This is a genomic window from Kitasatospora sp. NPDC032121 (assembly GCF_055580145.1).
In genome coordinates this window covers 1-21,323 of record NZ_JBVILX010000028.1, presented here as the reverse complement: position 1 = coordinate 21,323, position 21,323 = coordinate 1, and the positions used below count along the sequence as shown (strand labels likewise).

At 71.5% G+C, this 21,323-nt stretch carries 15 protein-coding genes; 13 read left to right on the top strand and 2 right to left on the bottom strand.

Features of this window, described 5'->3' with window-relative positions; all coding sequences use genetic code 11:
• Positions 1-109 precede the first annotated feature (109 nt).
• The 4 genes from ACZ5OX_RS37035 (at position 110) to ACZ5OX_RS37020 (ending at position 3,742) form a co-directional block, all read left to right on the top strand.
• Positions 110-400, top strand: coding sequence for a WXG100 family type VII secretion target (locus tag ACZ5OX_RS37035; protein ID WP_449792016.1), 291 nt, complete (start codon positions 110-112; stop codon positions 398-400).
• An 83-nt stretch (positions 401-483) separates the two neighbouring features.
• Positions 484-1,731 carry a type VII secretion-associated serine protease mycosin gene (gene mycP / locus ACZ5OX_RS37030; RefSeq protein WP_465636332.1) on the top strand — a complete coding sequence of 416 codons (1,248 nt, stop codon included), beginning with the start codon at positions 484-486 and terminating at the stop codon, positions 1,729-1,731.
• A gap of 122 nt (positions 1,732-1,853) precedes the next feature.
• A complete protein-coding gene (locus tag ACZ5OX_RS37025) occupies positions 1,854-2,393 on the top strand; it encodes a SigE family RNA polymerase sigma factor (protein ID WP_392921585.1) in 540 nt (179 codons plus the stop codon).
• An 83-nt stretch (positions 2,394-2,476) separates the two neighbouring features.
• Positions 2,477-3,742: a hypothetical protein gene (locus ACZ5OX_RS37020; protein WP_465636331.1), complete on the top strand. Its 1,266-nt coding sequence runs from the start codon at positions 2,477-2,479 to the stop codon at positions 3,740-3,742.
• 66 nt (positions 3,743-3,808) lie between these two features.
• On the opposite strand, the gene ACZ5OX_RS37015 is transcribed toward ACZ5OX_RS37020, so the two are convergent.
• Together ACZ5OX_RS37015 and eccCa are read right to left on the bottom strand one after the other, a co-directional pair.
• Complete coding sequence (locus ACZ5OX_RS37015; RefSeq protein WP_392884238.1) at positions 3,809-5,212, bottom strand: APC family permease; 1,404 nt, start codon at positions 5,210-5,212, stop codon at positions 3,809-3,811.
• Positions 5,213-5,681: 469 nt separating this feature from the next.
• On the bottom strand, positions 5,682-9,626 hold the full coding sequence (eccCa, locus tag ACZ5OX_RS37010; RefSeq protein WP_465636329.1) for a type VII secretion protein EccCa: 3,945 nt from the start codon (positions 9,624-9,626) through the stop codon (positions 5,682-5,684).
• Between the two features lie 359 nt (positions 9,627-9,985).
• Between eccCa and eccD the strand changes: the two genes are divergently transcribed.
• The 9 genes from eccD to ACZ5OX_RS36965 all read left to right on the top strand — a co-directional run bounded on the left by eccD (position 9,986) and on the right by ACZ5OX_RS36965 (position 21,032).
• Positions 9,986-11,443, top strand: a complete 1,458-nt coding sequence (eccD, locus tag ACZ5OX_RS37005; RefSeq protein ID WP_392884241.1) for a type VII secretion integral membrane protein EccD — start codon at positions 9,986-9,988, stop codon at positions 11,441-11,443.
• Between the two features lie 202 nt (positions 11,444-11,645).
• A complete protein-coding gene (gene rpsO / locus ACZ5OX_RS37000; protein WP_209416808.1) occupies positions 11,646-11,936 on the top strand; it encodes a 30S ribosomal protein S15 in 291 nt (96 codons plus the stop codon).
• 454 nt (positions 11,937-12,390) lie between these two features.
• Entirely contained in the window at positions 12,391-14,598 is a 2,208-nt protein-coding gene (locus ACZ5OX_RS36995; RefSeq protein WP_224277444.1) for a polyribonucleotide nucleotidyltransferase, read from the top strand.
• A 119-nt stretch (positions 14,599-14,717) separates the two neighbouring features.
• The gene (locus tag ACZ5OX_RS36990) at positions 14,718-16,070 is read left to right on the top strand and encodes a M16 family metallopeptidase (RefSeq protein WP_392884245.1); all 1,353 of its coding nucleotides are present in this window, start codon (positions 14,718-14,720) and stop codon (positions 16,068-16,070) included.
• 32 nt (positions 16,071-16,102) lie between these two features.
• Positions 16,103-16,849, top strand: a complete 747-nt coding sequence (gene dapB / locus ACZ5OX_RS36985; protein WP_465636327.1) for a 4-hydroxy-tetrahydrodipicolinate reductase — start codon at positions 16,103-16,105, stop codon at positions 16,847-16,849.
• Positions 16,850-16,874: 25 nt separating this feature from the next.
• The gene (locus tag ACZ5OX_RS36980; RefSeq protein WP_449792009.1) at positions 16,875-17,333 is read left to right on the top strand and encodes a tetratricopeptide repeat protein; all 459 of its coding nucleotides are present in this window, start codon (positions 16,875-16,877) and stop codon (positions 17,331-17,333) included.
• Positions 17,330-18,061 carry an FAD-dependent thymidylate synthase gene (gene thyX, locus ACZ5OX_RS36975; RefSeq protein ID WP_449792008.1) on the top strand — a complete coding sequence of 244 codons (732 nt, stop codon included), beginning with the start codon at positions 17,330-17,332 and terminating at the stop codon, positions 18,059-18,061. Before ACZ5OX_RS36980 ends, thyX begins: the two co-directional genes overlap by 4 nt.
• A 215-nt stretch (positions 18,062-18,276) precedes the next feature.
• Positions 18,277-19,176 (top strand): 4-hydroxy-tetrahydrodipicolinate synthase, encoded by a 900-nt coding sequence (gene dapA / locus ACZ5OX_RS36970; RefSeq protein WP_392884251.1) that lies wholly within the window; start codon positions 18,277-18,279, stop codon positions 19,174-19,176.
• 170 nt (positions 19,177-19,346) lie between these two features.
• Positions 19,347-21,032 carry a ribonuclease J gene (locus ACZ5OX_RS36965; RefSeq protein WP_449792007.1) on the top strand — a complete coding sequence of 562 codons (1,686 nt, stop codon included), beginning with the start codon at positions 19,347-19,349 and terminating at the stop codon, positions 21,030-21,032.
• The last annotated feature ends 291 nt before the right edge of the window (positions 21,033-21,323 follow it).

Here is a 21,323-nt window from a genome sequence, read left to right as displayed (position 1 = left end):
CGCGCTGATCGCCGCACCTGCGCCGACCGCCGTTCTGTCCCGCTCCACCGCTCTGCGGAGCGCCCGCCGCTGACCGCGCGGCGCTCCTCATCCTCGTAAGGGAGACAACGTGTCCGAACACATCCTCGTCAACTTCCAGACCGTTCACCAGGCGGCCGAGGAGGTCAAGGCTTCGGCGAGCCGCATCGACCACCTGCTGAACGACCTCAAGGGCAACGTGACCCGCATCGCCTCCAGCTGGCAGGGTGCGGCCCAGCAGGGCTACCAGGCCCACCAGGCCAAGTGGGACGCCAAGGCCAACGACCTCCAGCAGGTCTGCGCGCAGATCGCGACCTCGCTCGAGAACGCCGCGCAGAGCTACCGGACCACCGAGGACGCCAACACCAAGCTCTGGGGCTGACGTTCGGGTTCCGTAGGGAACGACAGGGGGCGGGTACCCGGATTCCGGGCACCCGCCCCCGGCGCGCGGCACGGGTGGACGACATGAGGGGTGGCAGGGTGTCCCGACACGGGTACCGGAAGGCGGCCGCGGCGATCGCCGCGCTCGCGGTGCTGGGCGGACCGCTCGCCCTCCCGGCGTACGCCGACAGCGGGCCCGGCCTGGCCGCGGCCGGCGACTGCCCCAAGCCCGCGCCCGACGTGCAGACCGTGCCGTGGTCGCTGCAGCGCCTGCTGCTGAACGAGCTGTGGCAGGACGGGAAGACCACCGGTGCGGGCGTGACGGTCGCGGTCATCGACACCGGGGTGGACAACGGCAACCCGCAGCTGAGCGGCAAGCTCGACGAGGGCCCGAACCTGCTGGTCAACCGGGAGACCAAGGAACCGATCCAGGGCAGGTCCACCGATGACCCGGTCGGCCACGGCACCAAGGTGGCCGGCATCATCGCCGCCCGGCCCAGCAAGACCACCGGCTTCGTCGGGCTGGCTCCCGACGCCCGGATCCTGTCGATCCGGCAGAACGACAGCGACGGCAACGGCGACGTCTCCACCCTGGTCACGGCGATCAGGGAGGCGGTCAAGCGCGGCGCCAAGGTCATCAACATCTCCCAGGACGTGCGCGGGGCGGGCGACGCCCGGTTCGGCGGCTACCAGGAGCTGAAGGCCGCCGTCGAGTACGCCGAGGAGAACAAGGCCGTGGTGGTCGCCTCCACCGGGAACGACGGCAAGGAGGGCGACACCTACCCGGGCGCCTTCCCGACCGTGCTGGCCGTCGGCGCCTCCGACCGCAACAACGAGCGGGCGCCCTTCTCCCAGTACGGCGGCTTCGTGAAGGTCGCCGCGCCCGGCGTCGACATGCTGTCCACCGTGCCCGGTGGAGGCCAGTGCGTGGACAACGGCACCAGCTTCGCCGCCCCGTACGTCTCCGGCCTCGCCGCGCTGCTGGTCGGAGCCCACCCGAACTGGAAGCCGGCCCAGGTGCGGGCCTGGATCGAGCAGACCGCGCAGCGCACCCAGCGCGACCCGGACGCGTTCATCGGCTGGGGCGTGGTGGACCCGGTGAAGGCCGTCACCACTGCCCCCGTCGACGCGCCCCTCGCCGCCGTCCCGGACGCCCCGGTGCAGCTCGCCGCCGCGCCGATCGTGCCGCGCCCGGTGGGCCTCGGCGAGACCCAGGCCGACCGCGACGGCCGCACCGCGACGTACGTCCTCGGTGTCGGCGCGCTGCTGGTCGCGCTGCTGATCGGCGGTGGCGTGGTGCTGCGCGACCACCGGCGCAAGTCCTCCTCCTGATCCGCGGCTACCGCCCGCCGCCCGGCGACCCGCCGGGAATCCGCCGGAACCCCTGTAACACCGCCGCCCGCCCGCCGCATCGATGAAGTGTCAGGGAGGGCGGACCACGGGGGGCAGGGCGCATGGGGTGGATCGGGTCGGGCCGGGAGGCCAAGGACGCGGAGTTCCTGGAGCTCGTCTCCGGCCGGACCGGTCACCTGTACCGCTCGGCCTGCCTGCTCACCAGCGGCGACACCCACTACGCCGAGGACCTCGTGCAGGAGGCCCTCAGCCGGATGTACGTGCTGTGGCGGCGCAGCGCCTTCACCGGCCGCGGCCGGATCGACAACCCGGCGGCCTACACCCACACCGTCATGGTGCGCACCTTCCTGGCCCAGCAGCGCCGCCGCTCCAGCGGCGAGCGCCCCAGTGCCGCCCTGCCGGAGCAGGAGGGGCAGGACGCCGACAGCGCCCTGCGGCTGACCCTCCTCGACGCGCTCGGCCGGATGCCGCCCAAGGACCGCGCGGTCCTGGTGCTGCGCTACTGGGAGGACCGCAGCGTCGAGGAGACCGCCGAGGCCATGCGGGCCTCCTCCGGCGCCGTCCGCACCCGCACCACCCGGGCCCTGGCCAGGCTGCGCGCCCTGCTCGGCGACTCGCTGGCCGAGCTGGCCGCCCGCTGAGGCCGGTGCCCGCTGAGGCCGGCGCCCGCCGGCCGCAAGGAACTTCTCTCGCAACCCGCGACGCAAGGAGACGGTGAGCACCCATGTCCGAACCGGACAAGTTCGAAGACGATCTTCTCTACGCCCTCACCCGTACGGGCGAAGGCTTCCGCACCGAGCAGGCCGAGCAGGCGGGCCTGGTCGCGGACGGCTACCGGCTCGGCCGCCGCCGCTGGCGCCGCCGCTCGGCCGCCGCCGTGGTGGGCGGCGCGGCCGCGCTGGCCCTGGTGGGCACCGGCACGGTGTACCTGGCCTCCCCGGGTGCCGGGGACGCGGGCACCGTGAGCGCGGCCTCCGCCCCGGCGGCCGCCGTCGATACCACCGCGGGCAGCAGCGCCGCCGCGACCACCCCGACCGCGCTGCAGTCCGTGGCCAGGGCCGCGGTCTCCGGCGACGAGGTGCTGGCCACCTTCCAGGCCCTGCTGCCCAAGGGGGAGATCACCGAGGCCACGGGGCGCGGCACCGAGGGCGGGCCGAAGGCCACCGACGCCTCGGCGAGCCTGGTGTTCGACGACGGCCAGGGCAAGTCGCTGATCCAGCTCAACATCAGCAAGCACCGGCCCGGTCAGGTGCAGCTGCCCAGCTGCCCGCCGGACCTCAGCTTGGTCCGGGTCGACGCCTGCACCGACACCGTGCTGCCGGACGGTTCCAAGCTCCTGCTGCAGCAGGGGTACGAGTACTCGGACAGCCGGGCCGACACCAAGGAGTGGTTCGCCGTGCTGAACGGCCCGGACGGCCGGTCCGTCTCCGTGCACGAGTGGAACGCGCCCCAGGAGAAGGGCGCGCCGGACAGCCGCCCCAACCCGCCGCTCACCCTCGACCAGCTGAAGGCCGTCGTCACGGACAAGTCCTGGGACGGGATCGTCAAGGCCCTCAGGTTCGGCGGCGTCGACACCGAGGCGATCGACCCGGGCCTGTCGCCGGCGGACTACGAGACCGTCCTGACCGGGCTGCTGCCGTCCGGGGCGACCGTGACGGGCCGCAAGGGCCAGGACACCGGGGCGGACTTCGAGCTGGCCAGGGCCGGGCGGGCCGGCACGGTGTCGGTGCTGGTGAAGAACTGGGCCAAGGCCCCCGACGACCGGCCGGCACCGCAGTGGTATCAGGACGCGGAGGTCCTGCCCGACGGGACGAAGCTCCTCACCCACGCCCCGGCCGCCCCCACCCTGCCGGGCAAGCTGATCGCGGACGCGACGAGGCCGGACGGCCTGGAGGTCCTGATCGTGACGGCGTCGAACGGCGACCCGCTGCTGACCGCGGAGGAGCTGAAGACGATCGTCACCAGCCCGGCCTGGAAGCCCAGGAAGTAGCGGAACACGGCGGTGCCCCGGGCTGGGGGAGGCCCGGGGCACCGCCGTGTGGGGGAGGGGTGGGGATCAGTCCTGCTGGTCCTCGGGAAGGCTGATCACCCAGCGGGTGTCCTGCCGGGGGCGCAGGTAGAACAGCCAGTAGAGGGTGGCGGCGGCGGTGATGCCGCCGGTCCACAGCAGGGGCTCGGTGTCCAGCTTGGTGATCACGTAGACCAGGACGGCGATCAGCACGACCGGGACGGCCGGCCACAGCGGCATCCGCCAGGCGGAGGCGTGCTTGTGGTGGGCGCGGCGGGAGAGCAGCGCGGCGATCGCGACCAGCAGGTACATCCCGGTGACGGCGACGCCGGTGATGTTGCTCAGCAGCTCGCCCTTGACGAAGCAGAGCGCGGCGCCGGGCAGGCCGACGGCCAGGGTGGCGATCCACGGCGAGCCGAACCGGCCGAGGGTGCCGAAGGCCTTGTTGACCGGCTCCGGCCAGGCCTTGTCGCGGGCGGAGGCGAACAGCACCCGGGAGTTCTGGATGACCATGACGATGCCGGCGTTGATGATGGCCAGCGCGACGCAGAGGCTGATGAAGGTGCCGACGGCCGAGTTGCTCCAGGCGGTGACCATGCCGGAGATGTCGCCGGAGGACAGGGTCTGCAGGTCGGGGGCGCCCATGGTGATGGCGACGACCGGGACCAGGATGATGGCCGAGGAGATGCCGAGCGTCCACAGCACGGTGCGCGAGACGTTGCGGCGGGGGTTCTCCAGCTCCTCCGACAGGTAGACCGCGGTGGAGAAGCCCTGGGTGATGAACAGGGCGATGCCGAGCGCGCCGACGATGGCGCCCACGCTCACCGTGGTGGTCGCGCCGCCCTCCCCGGCGACCACGCCGTGCAGCAGGCTGGGGGCGTCGCTGTTGGTGTGGGCGAAGCCGAGCACCGAGACCACGCCGGCCGCGATGACCTCCAGCACCAGGAAGATGCCGGTGATCCAGGCGTTGGCGCGCAGGTCGAGCAGGCCGGCCAGGGTGGCGGCCAGCATCACGGCGGCGCCGGTCATGGCCTTGTCCAGGTGCAGGACGGGGGCGAGGTAGTCGGCGGTGCCGAGGGCGATGACCGAGGGGACGATCATCACCACGATCAGCGAGAGCACGAAGACCAGCCAGCCCATCAGCCGCCCGGCGAGGGTGCCGACCATCGCGTACTCGCCGCCGGCGCTGGGGATCAGGGTGCCGAGTTCGGAGTAGCAGAACGCGACCGCGACGCAGAGCACGGTGCCGATCGCGATCGCCAGCGCCGTGGCGCTGCCGATGCTGGAGAACAGCTCCGGCACGATCACGAAGAGCGTCGAGGCGGGCGTGACGCAGGACAGCGTGAGCAGGGTGCCGCCCACGACGCCGATCGAGCGCTTGAGCTGCTGGGGCGCTGCCGCCTCGGCCGCCGTGGCGGCTACGGTCTGTGGCGGACGAAGCGTGTCGGTCATGTGGCTTCCGATCGGCTCTGTGCGGTGCTGGGGTGGGGAGCGGTATCGCCTCCGCTGGCTGGTTGCTCGGTGTCCGGTTCCAGTCGCTCCCTGGCCGCAATGGAACCTTGGCGTATTGATTGCGTCAACGTCGGAACTGCTTCGGAATCCGTTGCGGTGAACGGCATAAACATGCGATCTGATGATCACGTTCAGTCATTGCGAGCTTTGTCCGACTTGTTACCTAAGCCACATGGCGATTGAATCGAAGGTGAACAATGCGGGGAGCGCCGTGATTCAAAGGTCGTGTTCCGGGTGGACGGTGGTACGCCCAGGCGCCCCCGGAACGCCCGACAACTCCCCGGCCGGGTGCGGGAACCGCAGCTCCCGCCCGGAAAGAACTAGGTAACGTTTCGGAACCTGGGACGCCGAAGGGGCCGGACTCCACGAGTCCGACCCCTTCGCTCACCGTCCGTGACGGCCGGCGCGGCTACGCCACCGGCAGCCAGCCCGTCTGGATCATCTGCCCGCCGGTCGCGCGGCGGGACACGTAGACCCCTCGGCCCGGCGGCAGCGCCTGCGGCTTGACCGTCCCCAGCAGCGCGCCCTCGTCCCGGTTGCCGGACAGGATCACGCCCTGGCCGCCGAGCTCGCGCATCCGCTGCAGCACCGGCTCGTACAGCGAGCGGCCGGCGCCGCCCGCGCTGCGGGCCACGATCACCCGCAGGCCGATGTCACGGGCGAACGGCAGGAACTCGGCCAGCGGAGCCAGCGGGTTGCCCGAGCTCGTCGAGACCAGCTCGTAGTCGTCGACGATCACGAACATGTCCTTGCCGCTGTACCAGCTGCGGTTGCGCAGCTGCTCGGCGGTCACGTCCGGGCCCGGCAGGCGGCGCGCACAGGCGCCGCGCAGCATGTCGACGATGGCCGCCATGGCCGGCTGCGCGGCCGCGTACTCCACCAGGTACTCCGGCGGTACGGTGCCGAGCAGCGCGCGCCGGTAGTCGCCGATCACGATGCCGGCCTGGTCCGGGGTGTAGCGCTCGGTGATCTGCTTGATCAGCATCCGCAGCACCGCCGACTTCCCGGACTCGGTGTCGCCGAAGACGATGAACAGCGGGTCGGTCTCGAAGTTGACGAAGACCGGCGCCAGCTCCGCCTCGTCCACGCCGAAGGCGACGCCGCGCTCCGGGTGCTCGAAGCCCTTCGGCAGCGATTCGCCGTCCAGCACGGCCGGCAACATCCGCACCTGCGGGGCGCGCGGGCCGGTCCAGGCCCCGTCCACCGCGCTGACCAGCCCGGCCACGCCGCTCTGCAGGTCGTCCACCGAGGAGGAGCCGTCCAGCCGCGGCAGGCCGGACAGGAAGTGCAGCCGCTCCGGGGTGATGCCGCGCCCGGCCAGCGCCGGGACGTTCTGCGCCACCCGGCGGTCGACCTCGGACTCCATCGCGTCACCGAGCTTCAGCTCGGTCCGGTTCTGCAGCAGGTCCTTCAGCGCCGGGCGCACCTCGGCGTACCGGGCCGCGGTGATGACCAGGTGCACGCCGTAGCCGAGACCGCGCTGGGCGATGTCGCCGATCACCGGCTCCAGGCCCTCGAACTCCTGCTTGAAGGTGTTCCAGCCGTCGATCACCAGGAAGACGTCACCGAAGGCCTCGTCCGGCAGCCGGCCGGCCGCCCGGGTGGCCCGGTACGTGGCGATGGTGTCGATCCCGGCGACCCGGAACAGCTCCTCGCGCCGGTTGAGCACCCCGTGCACCTCGGAGACCATCCGGCGCACCTTGTCCACGTCCAGGCGCCCGGCCACCCCGCCGACGTGCGGCAGCCCGGCCAGCGACTGGAAGCTGCCCGCACCGAAGTCGAGCAGGTAGAACTGCACCTCCAGCGGGGTGTGGGTGAGGCCGAACGAGGCGACCATGGTGCGCACCACGGTCGACTTGCCGGACCGCGGACCGCCGACGATCAGGCCGTGGCCGGCCGCCCCCGCGTAGTCGACCTCGAGGATGTCCGTCTTCTGCTCGCGCGGCTTGTCCACGATGCCGATCGGCACCCGCAGCCGGCCCGCCGGGTAGCCGGGCGCGGTCAGTCCGCGCTCCGGCACCACCTGCAGCGGCGGCAGCAGGTGGTCCATGCTGGGCGCGTCCTCCAGCGGCGGCAGCCACACCTGGTGCGCGGCCGGGCCCTGCCCGGCCATCCGCTGGACGAACACGTCCAGCACGGTGTCCACCAGCGCGTCGTCTTGCTCCGGGACCTGCGGCGCGACCTCCTCCTCCACCGGGTCCGGCAGCTCCACGAAGGCCGCGGTGAACTCCACCGGGCGGGTGTCGACCCGGCGCCCGCCGGTCGACCGCTGCTGCCCCGGGGCCCGGTACGGGCCCGAGACGTAGGCGGCCTTGAACCGGTCCATCACGTCCTCGCCGAACTTGAGGTAGCCGACGCCCGGCACCGGCGGCAGGTGGTAGGCGTCCGGCACGCCGATCGCCGCCCGGGACTCCGCGGCCGAGAAGGTGCGCAGACCGATCCGGTACGAGAGATAGGTGTCCAGGCCGCGCAGCTTGCCCTCCTCCAGGCGCTGCGAGGCCAGCAGCAGGTGCACGCCCAGCGAACGGCCGATCCGGCCGATCTGGATGAACATCTCGATGAAGTCGGGCTTGGCGGTGAGGAGTTCGGAGAACTCGTCGATGATCAGCACCAGCGAGGGCAGCGGGTCCAGCGCCGCGCCGGCCGCCCGGGCCCGCTCGTACTCGTGGATGTTGGCGTAGTTGCCCGCCGAGCGCAGCAGCTCCTGGCGGCGGTGCAGCTCGCCCTCGATCGCGTCGCGCATGCGGTCGACCAGGGTGAGCTCGCCCTCGAGGTTGGTGATCACCGCGGAGGTGTGCGGCATGTCCGCCATGCCGGAGAAGGTCGCACCGCCCTTGAAGTCGGCGAGGACGAAGTTCAGGATCTCCGAGGAGTGGGTCATCGCCAGCGCCAGCACCAGCGTGCGCAGCAGCTCCGACTTGCCGGAACCGGTCGCGCCCACGCACAGGCCGTGCGGGCCCATGCCCTCCAGCGCGGCCTCCTTGATGTCCAGGTAGACGTGCTCGCCGTTGGCGCCGACGCCGATCGGCACCCGCATCCGCTCGTGCTGGGCGCGCGGACGCCAGCTGCGGGCGACGTCGAAGGAGCCCGGGTCGCCCGAGTTCATCATGTCGGTGAAGTCGAGGTTGGACAGCAGCGGCTCGTCGTCCCCGCCGGCCGAGATCCGGTACGGCGCCAACTGCCGCGCCAGCGCCTCGGACTGCCACACCGAGAGCAGGTCCGGCTTGCCGGTGTACGTCGCGCCGGAGGCCGAGCGCAGCACCAGCTCCTCGGCGCCGACCGTCACCATCAGGTGCCCGCTGGGCTCGTCGACCTCGCCCGGCACCACCTCGATGACCGTCACGCCCTGCACGCCCTCCGGGCTCGCCAGCAGCGAGTCGTGCGGCACCCCGGCGCCGTCCATGACGACCACCAGGTGCGGCTGGTCGGCGGGCGGTGCCACCTCCCGCACGAAGCGCTGGCGGCCGGCCAGCTCGTCCTGGAGCAGGTACTCCAGGTCGCCCAGGTCGTTCGCGAAGAGCCGGCGCGAGCCCGCGCCGTCGGCCTCCTTGCGGTGCTGGTTGTGCGGGAGCCACTTGGTCCACTCCCACTCCTCGGCCGCACCGGGCGCGGCCGCGACCGCCACCATCAGGTCGTCCGGCGAGTGCAGGGTGGTCAGCTGGGCGATCATCGCGCGCACGTTCCCGTACACCGAGTCCGGGTCCCCGCACACCGTGATGTGGTAGAAGGCCCGCAGCGAGACCGCCAACGGCAGGTCCTGGAGGGTGCCGTGGGCCTTCAGGAAGGAGTGCATCGCGGCCGCCGACAGCGGCTCCAGCTCGTCCATCGGCGCGGTCTGCGGCGCCACCAGCGGGGTGGACAGCTGCACCGGCCCGAGGCCCACCCGGATCTGCGCGAAGTCGCCGTCCCCGATGCGCCGTTCCCACAGCCGCCGGCCGTCCTCGACGATCGACCAGAGCTGGTCCGGCGCCGGGTTCAGGAACAGCAGCGCGCCACGCTGGCGCTCCGCCGTGCGGCGCACCTGGCGGCGGGTCTGCTGGAGGTACTTCAGGTAGTCGCGCCGCTCGTCCGCCATCGCGGTCGAACCGCCCTTGCGGGCCCGGACGATCTGCGCCAGCACCATGCCGAGCGTCGAGGCGATCATCAGACCGCCCATGATCTTCATCGGGGCCGCGGCCCCGGGCGAGAAGAAGAAGACCGCCGAGCCGCCCATGCCCAGCATCGGCAGGATGCTCATCAGCCAGTCCTCGCCGCCCTGCCTGGGCAGTTCGGGCGGGCTCACCAGCTCCACCGGTTCGTCCGGCACGGTCGGCGGATACGCCCTCGCCGGTCGCTTGACCGTGATCACACCCATGTGTCATCCACCCCGCGGCGTCGATCGATCACTTCGGCATCAGCCCTCACGCGATTGCGTACGGTCCGTACGGGAATCCGGTGGCTGAGGACGCCCCACCCAGCGCAGCCCCCGTACCTTGCGCAGGCGCCGATCCTAACGGTCGCCCCCGCACCGCCCGCCAGCGCCCGGGTACGCACCGGCAGCGGACACGAACCGAACGGGTAGGGTAACGCCGCGCCAACTCGCGGCCCGGTCGGGCCGGTTCCGCAGCAACACCGAGCGCCGCCGGGCCTCGGCACCGTCAACAAGGGGGAGCGCCAAGTGCGTCGAAGGATCGAGGTGGGCGCCCGCATCGGCGAGCGCAGCGAGGTGGGCGCATGAGTGCCGCCACAACCGGCTACTGCCGCGTGACCGTCGTCGCCCCGGACCGCCGGATCGACGTCGCCCTGCCCGAGGACGTCCCGCTCGCGGACGTCTACCCCGAGGTGCTGCGCCTGGCCAACCAGAGCCAGCCCGACGGCACCCCCACCGGCTTCCACCTGGTCCGCCGCGACGGCACGGTGCTCGACAGCGGACTGCCGCTGGCCGCCCAGCAGGTCCGCGACGGCGACCTGCTGGCGCTGCGCCCCTTCGCCGAGTCGCTCCCGCCGGCCGTCTACGACGACGTCGCCGACGCGATCGCCAGCGCCGTCGAGGCCGACCGCCGGTTCTGGACCGCCGAGCTGATGCGCGGCTTCGGCCTGATCGGCGCCGGGGTGCTGCTCACCCTGCTCGGCTTCGCGCTCTGGTTCTCCGACCTGCGCCACGACATGCACGGCCTGCCCGGCGTCCTGGCCGGCGTCACCGCCGTCGTGCTCACCGCGCTCGCCGGGGTGCGCGCCCGGGTCTACCAGGACGCCCACGCGGCCGTCGCGCTCGGCCTCGGCGCGCTGCCGCACGCCATGATCGGCGGCAGCGGGCTGATCGCCGTCGCCCACCCGTGGGAGGGCCCCGGCCGGCTCCAGTTCCTGGCCGGCTGCGTCGCCGCGCTGGTGGTCTCCGTCCTGCTGGCCGGCCTGCTGCCGGAGAAGGACGCGGTGTTCGTCGCCGCCGCCCTGGTCTCCACCGCCGGCGCGCTCGCCACCTTCGCGGCCGTCCTGCTGCCGCAGACCCCGGCCGGGCACATCGCCGCCGTCACCGGCGTCGCCGCCGTCGCCGTGGTCGGCTTCCTGCCCAGCCTCTCCGCCCGCTTCGCCCGGCTGCCGGTCGGCTTCAGCGCCCCCGGCCAGACCCGCACCCGCAGCCGCGACTACGACGAGGAGGCCGAGCGCGCCGAGGCCGTCCAGTACGAGCGGATCGCGCACCAGGCCCGCCGCGGCCACGAGGTGCTGGTCGGCCTGGTCGGCGGCTGCGCCGCGGTCGTGGTCGGCGCCTGCGCCGTCCTCGGCTTCACCGACGAGACCTTCCCCGAGCTGCTCGCGCTCGCCCTGGGCCTGACCACCATGCTGCGCGCCCGACTGTTCCGCTACACCGCGCAGGTGCTCAGCCTCACCGTGGCCGGCCTGCTCGGCCTGAGCCTGCTGATCGTCGGGCTGTCCCTGCACACCCCGCAGTTCTTCCTGCGGGTGGCCGGCTCCACCACCGAGCTCGACCTGCGCACGATCTGGCTGACCGCCTCCATCGCCTTCGGCGCCGCGCTGCTCACCGCGATCGCCCTGGTGGTGCCGCGGCTCGGGGTCTCCCCGTTCTGGGGGCGCATCCTGGACCTGGTGGACAGCCTCACCCTGATCTCGCTCGTCCCGCTGGCGCTCGCCGTCCTGGACGTCTACCGGCTGGTCCGCGGCGCCACCAGCTGACCCGCGCCGCCCACCCGTGCCGTCCCGTGCCACCCGCCGGACGGCCGGGTGGGCGGCACTGGTACGCTTGGCCACCGAGCGCAGCCGTGTGTCCGCAGCCCATCCGTGGGCGGCAGAGCGCCGGCCGCGTTCACGACACCGAGTTCTCGATGAGTCCTGTGTTGTCGACCAGGACCGCTCGGTAGACCCCGAAGGAGTTGCAGTGGCTCTCGCCTCTGACGTCAAGAAGCAGATCATCGCCGAGTTCGGCCAGAAGGAGGGCGACACCGGCTCCCCCGAGGTCCAGGTGGCCATGCTCTCCCGTCGCATCTCGGACCTGACCGAGCACCTGAAGTCGCACAAGCACGACCACCACTCGCGTCGTGGCCTGCTGATCCTGGTCGGCCAGCGTCGCCGCCTGCTCCAGTACCTGGCCAAGAAGGACATCGAGCGCTTCCGTACGCTCGTCGACCGCCTGGGCATCCGCCGCGGTGCCGCCGGCGGCGCCCGCTAAGACCGCCGCACGGGGCGGCTCCCCACACCGGGGGGCCGCCCCTCGCGCGTATGCCACGGCTGTCCGGCCGCGGCACCCTGAGATAACAACTCGCGCGCACCTCCCCAGGTGGCCGAGGATTGCACCGTAGGGTTGTGGGCATGCCGGGTGATGGCGCACCAGCGCGCCACCCGGGCAGAAGGACCCGAACCCCCCGCGGGACGAAGGCTTCAAACGGAAGCCGCCCGCATCCGAGAGAGCGTCCAGACGCGGACCGCCCGTCCCGGCCCGGCAGCCGTGAGGCGCCGGTCCTCGGTAGTGGCCGTCGGAACCCCCGCAGACCGAGCGGGGCACTCCGGAGGCTTCGATCGAAGACCGGCCCGACTGCCGCCCTCCCTGACGAGGGCCCGGGGCCCACCGCAGGCAGTGCGCGGGGACGCTCTCCCGGAGACGTACGAAAGAGGAGATCTTCCAGGTGGAAGAGAACGTGTTCTACGCCGAAGCCGTGATCGACAACGGTTCCTTCGGCACCCGTACCATCCGCTTCGAGACCGGCCGTCTGGCCCGTCAGGCCGCCGGTTCCGCCGTGGCCTACCTGGACGACGACACCATGGTGCTGTCGGCCACCAGCGCGTCCAAGCAGCCGAAGGAGCACTTCGACTTCTTCCCGCTGACCGTGGACGTCGAGGAGCGGATGTACGCCGCCGGCCGCATCCCCGGCTCGTTCTTCCGTCGCGAGGGCCGGCCCTCCGAGGACGCGATCCTCACCTGCCGCCTGATCGACCGCCCGCTGCGCCCGTCCTTCGTCAAGGGCCTGCGCAACGAGGTCCAGGTCGTCGTCACCGTGATGGCGCTCAACCCCGACCACCTGTACGACGTGGTCGCGATCAACGCCGCCTCCGCCTCCACCCAGCTGGCGGGCCTGCCGTTCTCCGGCCCGATCGGCGGCGTGCGCGTCGCGCTGATCAACGGCCAGTGGGTCGCCTTCCCGACCCACAGCGAGCTGGAGTCGGCCGTCTTCGACATGGTCGTCGCCGGTCGCGTCCTGCCGGACGGCGACGTCGCGATCATGATGGTCGAGGCCGAGGCCACCGACAAGACCATCAAGCTGGTCGAGGGCGGCGCCGACGCGCCGACCGAGGAGATCGTCGCCTCCGGCCTGGAGGCCGCGAAGCCATTCATCAAGGTCCTGTGCGCCGCGCAGTCGCAGCTGGCCGCCCAGGCCGCCAAGCCGACCGGCGAGTTCCCGGTCTTCCTGGACTACCAGGACGACGTCCTCGCCGCGCTGACCGCCGCCGTCAAGGACGAGCTCGCCCAGGCCCTGACCATCCCGGGCAAGCAGGAGCGCAACAACGAGCTGGACCGCGTCAAGGCGCTGGCCGCCGAGAAGCTGCTGCCCGAGTTCGAGGGCCGCGAGAAGGAGATCAGCGCCGCCTACAACGCGCTGACCAAGAAGATCGTCCGCGAGCGCGTCATCAAGGACAAGGTCCGCATCGACGGCCGCGGCGTCACCGACATCCGCACCCTGGCCGCCGAGGTCGAGGCCATCCCGCGGGTGCACGGCTCCGCCCTGTTCGAGCGCGGCGAGACCCAGATCCTGGGCGTCACCACGCTGAACATGCTCCGGATGGAGCAGCAGCTGGACACGCTCTCCCCGGAGACGCGTCGCCGCTACATGCACAACTACAACTTCCCGCCGTACTCCGTCGGTGAGACCGGCCGCGTGGGCTCGCCCAAGCGCCGCGAGATCGGCCACGGCGCGCTGGCCGAGCGCGCCCTGCTGCCGGTGCTGCCGACCCGCGAGGAGTTCCCGTACGCCATCCGCCAGGTCTCCGAGGCGCTCGGCTCCAACGGCTCCACCTCGATGGGCTCGGTCTGCGCCTCGACCATGTCGCTGCTGAACGCCGGTGTGCCGCTGAAGGCCGCCGTCGCCGGCATCGCCATGGGCCTGATCTCCCAGGAGATCGACGGCGAGACCCACTACGTCACGCTGACCGACATCCTCGGCGCCGAGGACGCGTACGGCGACATGGACTTCAAGGTCGCCGGTACCCGCAACTTCATCACCGCCCTCCAGCTGGACACCAAGCTGAACGGCATCCCGGCGTCGGTGCTCGCCGCCGCGCTGAAGCAGGCCAAGGACGCCCGCCTGCACATCCTCGACGTGATGAACGAGGCCATCGACTCGCCCGACGAGATGTCCCCGAACGCGCCGCGCATCATCACCATCAAGATCCCGGTGGACAAGATCGGTGAGGTCATCGGCCCCAAGGGCAAGATGATCAACCAGATCCAGGAGGACACCGGCGCCGAGATCACGATCGAGGACGACGGCACCATCTACATCGGTGCCGCCGACGGCCCGGCCGCCGAGGCCGCCCGCACCACGATCAACCAGATCGCCAACCCGACCATGCCGGAGGTCGGCGAGCGCTACCTGGGCACCGTGGTCAAGACCACGACGTTCGGCGCGTTCGTGTCGCTGATGCCGGGCAAGGACGGCCTGCTGCACATCTCGCAGATCCGCAAGCTGGCCGGCGGCAAGCGCGTCGAGAACGTCGAGGACGTCCTCGGCGTCGGCGCCAAGGTGCAGGTCGAGATCGCCGAGATCGACCCGCGCGGCAAGCTCTCCCTGATCCCGGTCATCGAGGGCGAGGAGGGCGGCGAGGCCGCTTCCGAGTGAAGCGCCGCTAGCTGACCCCGCGGCCCGTACGCCTCCCGGCGTGCGGGCCGCACCCCGTTGTCCACGCGTTCGTCCGTACGTGCCCATCCGCACGTGCGTTTCCTCTGGAGGTACCCCCCGTGGCGCAGGCCCCGGCGGTAACGCAGCGTCCCGGCACCACCCGGACCCTGCTCAAGGGCGTCGACGGCGCCGGCACGGTGCGCCGCACCGTCCTCCCCGGCGGCCTTCGGGTCGTCACCGAGACCCTGCCGACGGTGCGCTCCGCGACCTTCGGCATCTGGGTCGGCGTCGGCTCGCGGGACGAGACCCCGCAGCTCAACGGCGCGACCCACTACCTGGAGCACCTGCTCTTCAAGGGCACCGAGCGGCGCAGCGCGCTGGACATCTCGGCGGCCCTGGACGCGGTCGGCGGCGAGATGAACGCCTTCACCGCGAAGGAGAACACCTGCTACTACGCCCGGGTCCTGGACACCGACCTGCCGCTGGCCGTCGACGTGGTCTGCGACATGGTCACCGGCTCGCTGATCCGGCCCGAGGACGTGGAGTCCGAGCGCGGCGTCATCCTGGAGGAGATGGCGATGGCCGAGGACGACCCGGGCGACGTGGTGCACGACCTGTTCGCCAAGGTGATCTTCGGCAGCGGCCCGCTCGGCCGCCCGATCCTCGGCACCCAGGAGACCATCAGGACGCTCACCCGGGACCAGATCGCCGGCTTCTATCGCCGCCGCTACCGGCCCGAGAACCTGGTCGTCGCCGCGGCCGGCAACCTCGACCACCGCAAGGTGGTCAAGCAGGTCGAGCAGGCCTTCGCGCCGGTGCTGGCGGCCTCCACCGCGGCCCCCGCCGAGGCCCGCCGCGGCCACAAGGCGCTGCGCACGGCCGGCAAGGTCGAGGTGCTCAACCGCTCCACCGAGCAGGCCCACCTGGTGCTGGGCGTGCCCGGGGTGCCGCGGCACGACGAGCGCCGCTGGGCGATGGGCGTGCTCAACGCGGCCCTCGGCGGCGGGATGAGCTCCCGGCTGTTCCAGGAGGTCCGCGAGAAGCGGGGCCTGGCGTACTCGGTCTACTCGTACTCCTCGTCCTACGCGGACAGCGGCCTGTTCGGCATCTACGCCGGCTGCCAGCCCAAGCGGGTCGAGGAGGTGCTGCGGATCTGCCGCGCCGAGCTGGCCAAGGTGGTCGAGGAGGGCATCACCGAGGAGGAGCTGAACCGGGCGATCGGCCAGATCTCCGGCTCCACCGTGCTCGGCATGGAGGACAGCGGCTCGCTGATGAACCGGATCGGCAAGGCCGAGCTCAGCTACGGGCACCACCTGTCGGTGGACGACATGCTGGAGCGGATCGCGTCGGTGACCCTGGAGGACGTCCACGCGGTGGCCCGTGATGTGCTGGGCGCGTACCGGCCGTCGCTCGCCCTGATCGGCCCGGTCAACGACAAGCGGGCCGCCAAGCTCGCCGATCTGCTGGTCTGATCCGCCGATTTCCGGGTGAGAGGAATTTTGCAATGACGCTGCGTGTCGCCGTGATCGGCGCCAAGGGACGGATCGGCTCCGAGGCGGTCAAGGCCGTGGAGGCCGCGCCGGACCTGGAGCTGGTGGCCGCCCTCGGCCGCGGCTCCAAGCTGGAGGAGCTGACCGAGGCGGGCGCCCAGGTGGCCGTCGAGCTGACCCACCCGGACTCGGTGATGGGGAACCTGGACCACTGCCTGCACCACGGCATCCACGTGGTCACCGGCACCACCGGCTGGACGGACGAGCGGCTCGCCACCGTCCGCGGCTGGTTGGACCGGGCCCCGGAGCTCGGCCTGCTGATCGCCCCGAACTTCTCCATCGGCGCCATCCTCGGCATGAAGTTCTCGCAGGTCGCCGCCCGGTACTTCGAGTCGGTCGAGGTGGTCGAGCTGCACCACGACCGCAAGGCCGACGCCCCCAGCGGCACCGCCACCCGCACCGCCCAGCTGATCGCCGCCGCCAGGGCCGAGGCCGGCCGCCCGCCGCAGCAGGACCCGACCACCCACAGCCTGCCCGGCGCGCGCGGCGCCGACGTGGACGGGGTGCCGGTGCACGCGGTGCGGCTGCGCGGCCTGCTCGCCCACCAGCAGGTGATGTTCGGCGACACCGGCGAGACGCTCACCATCCGGCACGACTCGCTGCACCACAGCAGCTTCATGCCGGGCATCCTGCTGGGCGTGCGCAGGGTCGTCGGGACGCCGGGGCTGACCTTCGGCCTCGAACACTTCCTGGACCTGTGACAGTGTCGACCTCCAGGAGGGCGTCATGACCTCTCGTACCGGTTTCTTCGTCCTGTCCGGCGTGCTGCTGCTGGTCGCCCTGGTCTGCGTGGGCGAGGGCGTCCAGCTGATCGCGACCGGCAAGCCGCTCGGCATCGGCATCGGGATCTGCGCCTTCGTGATCCCGGTGATCGGCGTCTGGTTCCTGCGCCAGACCGTGCGCTTCGGCCGGGACAGCGAGCGGCTGGCCCGCGAGCTGGAGGCCGAGGGCGGCCTTCCGGTGGACGAGCTGGAGCGCAGCAAGGGCGGGCGAATCGACCGGGCCTCGGCCGACGCGGTGTTCGCCCGCCGCCAGGCCGAGGCACAGGACGCGCCGGGCGACTGGCGGGTCTGGTTCCGCCTCGCCGTGGCCTACGCCGACGCCGGCGACACCCCGCGCGCCCGCAAGACCATGCAGCACGCCATCAAGCTGCACAGCACCGAACCCGCAAGGAGTAACGCGTGAGCGACGAACCGACGGCCCCCAGCTTCCGCAGCGACGTGACGGTGGAGCTGGTCCGCAGCGCCGCCGCCGACTCGGACGTCATCTGGGCGGCCCGGGTCTCGACCGCGGGCGAGCAGTCCCTGGAAGCCCTCGAGCAGGACCCGGAGAAGTCCAAGGGCCTGATCAACTTCCTGATGCGCGACCGGCACGGCACGCCGTTCGAGCACAACTCGATGACCTTCTTCATCAGCGCGCCGATCTTCGTGTTCCGGGAGTTCCACCGGCACCGCAGCGGCTGGTCGTACAACGAGGAGTCCGGCCGCTACCGCGAGCTCCAGCCGGTCTTCTACGTCCCGGGCGAGGAGCGCAAGCTGGTCCAGCAGGGCCGCCCCGGCAAGTACGAGTTCCACGAGGGCACGCCCGAGCAGCACCGGACCACCACCGAGGCGATGGAGGCCGCGTACCTCGAGTCCTACGCCCGCTACCAGGAGATGCTGGCCGCCGGCGTGGCCCGCGAGGTGGCCCGCGCGGTGCTGCCGGTGGGCCTGTTCTCCTCGATGTACGCGACCTGCAACTCGCGTTCGCTGATGCACTTCCTGTCGCTGCGCACCCGGCGGGAGAACTCGGCGGTGCCGTCCTTCCCGCAGCGCGAGATCGAGATGGTCGCGGAGCAGATGGAGGAGCAGTGGGCCCGGCTCATGCCGCTCACCCATGCGGCCTTCGAGAAGCACGGCCGAGTCGCCCCCTGACCTGGGACGACAGGCATACGGGCAGAGTGTCTGGCATGTCTGGATTGCGGCTTTTCTAGCCGCTCCCTACATTCGTGAACACGGATTCCGGTGCTGTCCGAACCCCCGAGCGGGCAGCGCCGGAATCCCACGTCCGCGCCACGAATGCGCCGCACCTGTCCGAACACCGGACCGGCATGGGTACCGCCCCACCGCCTACGAGTAGCTTTGGACGCATGGCTCCGACCTCCACCCCCCAGACGCCGTTCGGCCGGGTGCTGACCGCGATGGTCACCCCGTTCACCGCCGACGGCGCGCTCGACCTCGACGGCGCCCAGCGCCTCGCCACGCACCTCGTGGACTCCGGCAACGACGGCCTCGTCGTCAACGGCACCACCGGTGAGTCCCCGACCACCAGCGACGCCGAGAAGGCCCAGCTGGTCCGCGCCGTGGTCGAGGCGGTCGGGGACCGCGCCCACGTGGTGGCCGGCGTCGGCACCAACGACACCCACCACAGCATCGAGCTGGCCCGGCAGGCGGAGGCGGCCGGGGCCCACGGCCTGCTGGTCGTCACGCCGTACTACAACAAGCCCCCGCAGGAGGGCCTGTACCGGCACAACGTCGCCGTCGCCGACGCGACCGGGCTGCCCGTCATGCTGTACGACATCCCGGGCCGCAGCGGGGTCGCGCTGAGCCACGAGACGCTGGTCCGCCTCGGCGCGCACCCGCGGATCGTCGCCAACAAGGACGCCAAGGGCGACCTCGGCGCCGCGGCCTGGGCGATCGCCCGTGCCGACCTCGCCTGGTACTCCGGCGACGACATCCTCAACCTGCCGCTGCTGTCCGTCGGAGCCGTCGGCGTGGTCAGTGTGGTCGGGCACGTGGTGGCCGGGGACCTGCGGGCGATGGTCGAGGCCTTCCTGGCGGGCGATGTGGTCAAGGCCACCAGCATCCACCAGCGCCTGCTGCCGGTGTTCAGCGGTATGTTCCGCACCCAGGGCGTCATCCTCGCCAAGGCCGCGCTGGAACTCCAGGGCCGGCCGGCGGGCCCGCTGCGGCTGCCGCTGGTCGGCGCGACGCCCGAGGAGATCGAGCGATTGAAGCAGGATCTCGCCGCCGGCGGGGTACACCTCTAACAGACACGGACGTGCGCGCCCCGGCTCGCCGGACCTCCCCGGGTCCGCCGCTGGACCGGACCGAAGGCGCGAGAGCACAGACCCAGTAGGAAAACGACACTGAGAACGCACGCCATATGTCTCCAGGGGGAGGACCCCGGGCATATGGCGTGCGTCGTGAGGAGAGTCTTTTGAGCCACCCGCACCCCGAGCTCGGCGCGCCCCCGGCCCTGAAGGAGGGCGCCCTCCGCATCACTCCGCTCGGCGGCCTCGGCGAGATCGGCCGCAACATGACGGTCCTGGAGTACGGCGACCGCATCCTGATCATCGACTGCGGCGTCCTCTTCCCCGAGGACGAGCAGCCCGGCGTGGACCTGATCCTGCCGGACTTCAGCTACATCCGGGACCGCCTCGACAAGATCGACGGCATCGTCCTCACCCACGGGCACGAGGACCACATCGGCGCCGTCCCCTTCCTCCTGCGGGAGAACCCGGACATCCCGCTGATCGGCTCCAAGCTGACCCTCGCGCTGATCGAGGCCAAGCTCGCCGAGCACCGCATCCGGCCGTACGTGCTGGAGGTCAAGGAGGGGCAGCGCGAGCGCATCGGCCCCTTCGACTGCGAGTTCATCGCGGTCAACCACTCCATCCCGGACGCCCTGGCGGTGGCGGTCCGGACCCCCGCCGGCATGGTCGTGGCCACCGGCGACTTCAAGATGGACCAGCTGCCGCTGGACGGCCGCCTGACCGACCTGCCGACCTTCGCCAAGCTGGCGGAGGAGGGCATGGACCTCCTGCTGGTGGACTCCACCAACGCCGAGGTCCCCGGCTTCATCCCGCACGAGCGGGACATCTCGGCGGCGCTGCGGAACGTCTTCGCGAACGCCGAGAAGCGCATCATCGTGGCCTCCTTCGCGAGCCACGTGCACCGCATCCAGCAGGTCCTGGACGCCGCCCACGAGTACAAGCGCAAGGTCGCCTTCGTCGGCCGCTCGATGGTCCGCAACATGGGCATCGCCCGTGACCTCGGCTACCTGAAGGTCCCCGGCAACATGGTCGTGGACGTCAAGCAGCTGGACGACCTGCCGGACAAGGAGGTCGTGCTGATCTGCACCGGCTCGCAGGGCGAGCCGATGGCCGCGCTGTCCCGGATGGCCAACCGCGACCACCAGATCCGCATCGTCGAGGGCGACACCGTCGTCCTGGCCTCCTCGCTCATCCCGGGCAACGAGAACGCCGTCTACCGGGTGATCAACGGCCTGACCCGCTGGGGGGCCAAGGTCGTGCACAAGGGCAACGCCAAGGTGCACGTCTCCGGCCACGCCTCGGCAGGCGAGCTGCTGTACTTCTTCAACATCTGCAAGCCGCGCAACCTGATGCCGGTCCACGGCGAGTGGCGCCACCTGCGCGCGGCCGCCGAACTCGGCATCGCCACCGGGGTGCCGCGGAACCGGGTGGTCATCGCCGAGGACGGCGTCTGCGTCGACCTGGAGGGCGGCGTCGCCCGGATCGCCGGCAAGGTGCAGGCCGGGTACGTCTACGTGGACGGCTCCTCGGTCGGCGACATCAGCGAGGCCTCGCTCAAGGACCGCAAGATCCTCGGCGAGGAGGGCTTCATCTCGGTCTTCGTCGCGGTCGACTCGACCAACGGCAAGATCGTCGGTGGTCCGACCATCCAGGCCCGCGGCTCCGGCATCGACGACAACGCGTTCGTCCCGGTGGTCGCCAAGCTCCAGGAGGCGCTGGACCGCTCGGCGAGCGACGGCGTGCTGGAGCCCCGTCAGGTGCAGCAGCTGGTCCGCCGGACCATCGGCAAGTGGGTCGCGGACAACTACCGCCGCCGGCCGATGATCCTGCCGGTCGTGGTCGAGGTCTGACGCTCGCTCAACACCGGCTGAGGCCGGTTTGACGTGGGGCGACCCGGTGCGTAATGTTCTCCGGGTTGCCCCACGGGACGGCCCCTCGGAAACGGGCTCGAATCTGAATTCGAGAACGACCGGGGAAAACGGACCGAGTGACTCTGGTAGAGTTCGGGAGCGCCGAAAGGCGAAAGCGAATCGAATGAATGAAACTCCGGAAAACGGAGCGGAAAACATCTGATAAGCTGGAAACACGAAAGAACGAAGCCCGGAGGGTCCGCTGGAAGGCGGTCCGAAGGAAGCGTCCGT